The sequence below is a fragment of the Streptomyces capoamus genome, from assembly GCF_014654935.1.
Taxonomy (GTDB): domain Bacteria; phylum Actinomycetota; class Actinomycetes; order Streptomycetales; family Streptomycetaceae; genus Streptomyces; species Streptomyces capoamus.
Genome location: NZ_BNBF01000003.1, coordinates 124,878 through 127,223, shown reverse-complemented (window position 1 = coordinate 127,223; position 2,346 = coordinate 124,878). Strand labels below are relative to the sequence as shown.

Annotated in this window: 3 protein-coding genes and 1 pseudogene; 3 read left to right on the top strand and 1 reads right to left on the bottom strand. The window is 71.5% G+C overall.

Annotated features, from left to right (window positions below; all coding sequences use genetic code 11):
• From IE312_RS39085 to IE312_RS06440, 3 genes and pseudogenes are all read left to right on the top strand, one after another.
• Positions 1–237, top strand: a pseudogene (locus IE312_RS39085) (GNAT family N-acetyltransferase); the annotation flags it as partial.
• A 45-nt stretch (positions 238–282) separates the two neighbouring features.
• On the top strand, positions 283–702 hold the full coding sequence (locus IE312_RS06445; protein ID WP_229899187.1) for an ASCH domain-containing protein: 420 nt from the start codon (positions 283–285) through the stop codon (positions 700–702).
• Between the two features lie 259 nt (positions 703–961).
• A complete protein-coding gene (locus tag IE312_RS06440) occupies positions 962–1,690 on the top strand; it encodes a hypothetical protein (RefSeq protein ID WP_229899185.1) in 729 nt (242 codons plus the stop codon).
• Between the two features lie 160 nt (positions 1,691–1,850).
• Here IE312_RS06440 and IE312_RS39080 read toward each other — a convergent pair.
• A partial coding sequence (locus tag IE312_RS39080; RefSeq protein ID WP_306419716.1) for a peroxidase family protein occupies positions 1,851–2,346 on the bottom strand: 496 nt, incomplete at its 5' end.

The following is a 2,346-nucleotide window of genomic DNA, read 5'->3' as shown; positions in this document are numbered from 1 at the left end:
CTCGCCGAGCGGGCTGTTCCGCTCGTCTTCCTGGAGGGTGATCCGAACTATTACTCGCGTTTCGGCTTCGTGCCCGGTGGTGACCTGGGCTTCCGAAAGCCGTCCCTGCGCATCCCGGACCGTGCCTTTCAGGTCATCAGGTTCCCGGGGCACGAGTCCTGGATGACGGGGACGCTGGTCTATGCGGAGCCGTTCTGGCGGCATGACGCAGTCGGCTTGCGTGACCCCGACGCCTAGCGACGCGAGCGCCGATCCCCCTGCAGGCTCGCTAGCCTGTGTGGCGTGAACCTCGATGATCTTCCCTTGGCAGAGTTCGCGTTCCCCGGTCCGTTGCGGGACCAACTGGTCACTGCGATCTTGTCCGGCACCAAGACGTCCACTTCCGGGCTCGTACTGGGATACGAGCGGGACAACGAGCCGTTTCCCCAGGTCGGCCAGCAGTCGGCCGTGGTCGACTCCGAAGGGCGACCGGTCGCCGTGATCGAAACGACCGAGGTCCGGGTGGTCCGGCTCGCCGACGTCGACCTGCAGCATGCCCTCGACGAGGGCGAAGGCTTCACGTCGGTGGCCGAGTGGCGGGCGGAACACGCGAAGTTCTGGCACAGCGCGGAAGTGCGCGAGGAACTGGGCGATCCCGAATTCACCGTCGACGACGACACCCGGGTGCTGGCCCAGCGCTTCCGGCTGGTGCAAACGCTTTGACTCGAACACCGGGTGAGCCTGGCCTCGACGATGGTGCTGCCCCGCTGGACCCGCGGGCACGCTCGACTGGACCGCCGGCCCGACGCCGAACGTCACCGGGCAGGTGGCGCACGCACCGAGCGGTGAAATCATCACCCGCCGGCACGCCGGCCACCGGCAGGGCAGCGGTCCTGACGCGAGGTCACGGAAGGGCGGCCGAGACCCCGTTCCCGGGCTCCCCCGCCGCCCGCCGCGGCCGGCCGCACGGCACACTGTGGGCATGCACGACTTCCGCCTGATCCGCCAGGACCCCGCTCCGCAGCGGTACGGACGGCTGCGGGTGCAGTCGGGCGACCTCTCCCCCGCCGACTGGCTCACCGTCGACGGGCCGCAGCCGGCCGCCATGGGCACGGTCGCGAGCGTCTCGGCACCGGGCTTCGCCGCGTACGCGCGGATCCTGCACCCGGCCCGGCTGGACGGCCAGCCGGTGCGCTGGTCCGCCGTGGCCGCCGCCATGGGCACGCGGGTCACGCCGGTCGTCCGCTGGCACGAGGTCATCGGGGCGGACCCGGACGACGCCAACCGCTCCGACCAGGGACTGCCCGGAGTCTGGGACGAGGCCCCCGACGAGGGCCCGACCCCGCCAGCCGTCGCGCGGGCGCTGCTGCCCGTGCTGGGCCGGCACACCGGGACCGCGCAGGCGTGCTGGTTCGGGCTGTGGAGCGGGTACGGCCGGTGGGACTGGGACGGGTTCCCGACGTTCGGGACGCCGGGCCGGGACGAGGTGCTGCTCGCCGGCCGGCTGGCCGACGCCGTCTCCCCCGTGTCCCTGGACGAGTACGCCGAGCTGCCCGATCTGTGGTGGCCGCGGGACCGCGCCTGGTGCCTGGGCGGTGACGTGGATCTGGCCAGCACCTATGTCGGCGGTTCGCCCGAGCTGATCGCCGACCTGCTGGCCGCCCCGGACCTGGAGGCGCATCCCGTGCGCGCGGACGCACGGGTCGGCTGACGGCTTCGAAACAGGTCGACCCGAGCCTCGAATGATGCGACGGGTATCCCCTCGAACGGACTGACGCGCGCGGTGACTAAGCCGACTCCGCCTCCCGTGCCTCGGCAGGGCGAACGGGTCCGCCCCCGCGGGGGCGGACCCGTTCGCCGTGTTCAGTGCGTCAGGAGGGGCGGACGAGGTCGAACCGGTCCGCGTCCATGACCTTGCTCCACGCGGCGACGAAGTCCTTCACGAACTTCTCCTTCGCGTCGTCGGAGGCGTACACCTCGGCGAGCGCGCGCAGTTCGGAGTTGGAGCCGAAGACCAGGTCGGCACGGCTGCCAGCCCACTTGACCTCGCCGGTGGCGGCGTCGCGGCCCTCGAACGCGGTCTGGTCCTCGGAGGTCGCCTTCCACGTCGTGCCCAGGTCCAGCAGGTTGACGAAGAAGTCGTTCGTGAGGACGCCGGGCGTCCTGGTGAACACGCCGAGCTGGGACTGCTGGTGGTTGGCGCCCAGGACGCGCAGGCCGCCGACGAGCACCGTCATCTCGGGGGCGCTCAGGCTCAGCAGGTTCGCCCTGTCGAGCAGCAGGTACTCGGCCGGCAGACGGTTGCCCTTGCCGAGGTAGTTGCGGAAGCCGTCCGCGGTGGGCTCCAGGGCCTCGAAGGACTCCGCG

Coding starts and splice junctions, on each gene's coding strand:
- IE312_RS06440 (WP_229899185.1), top strand. CDS start 962: ATGCACGACTTCCGCCTGATCCGCCAGGACCCCGCTCCGCAGCGGTAC.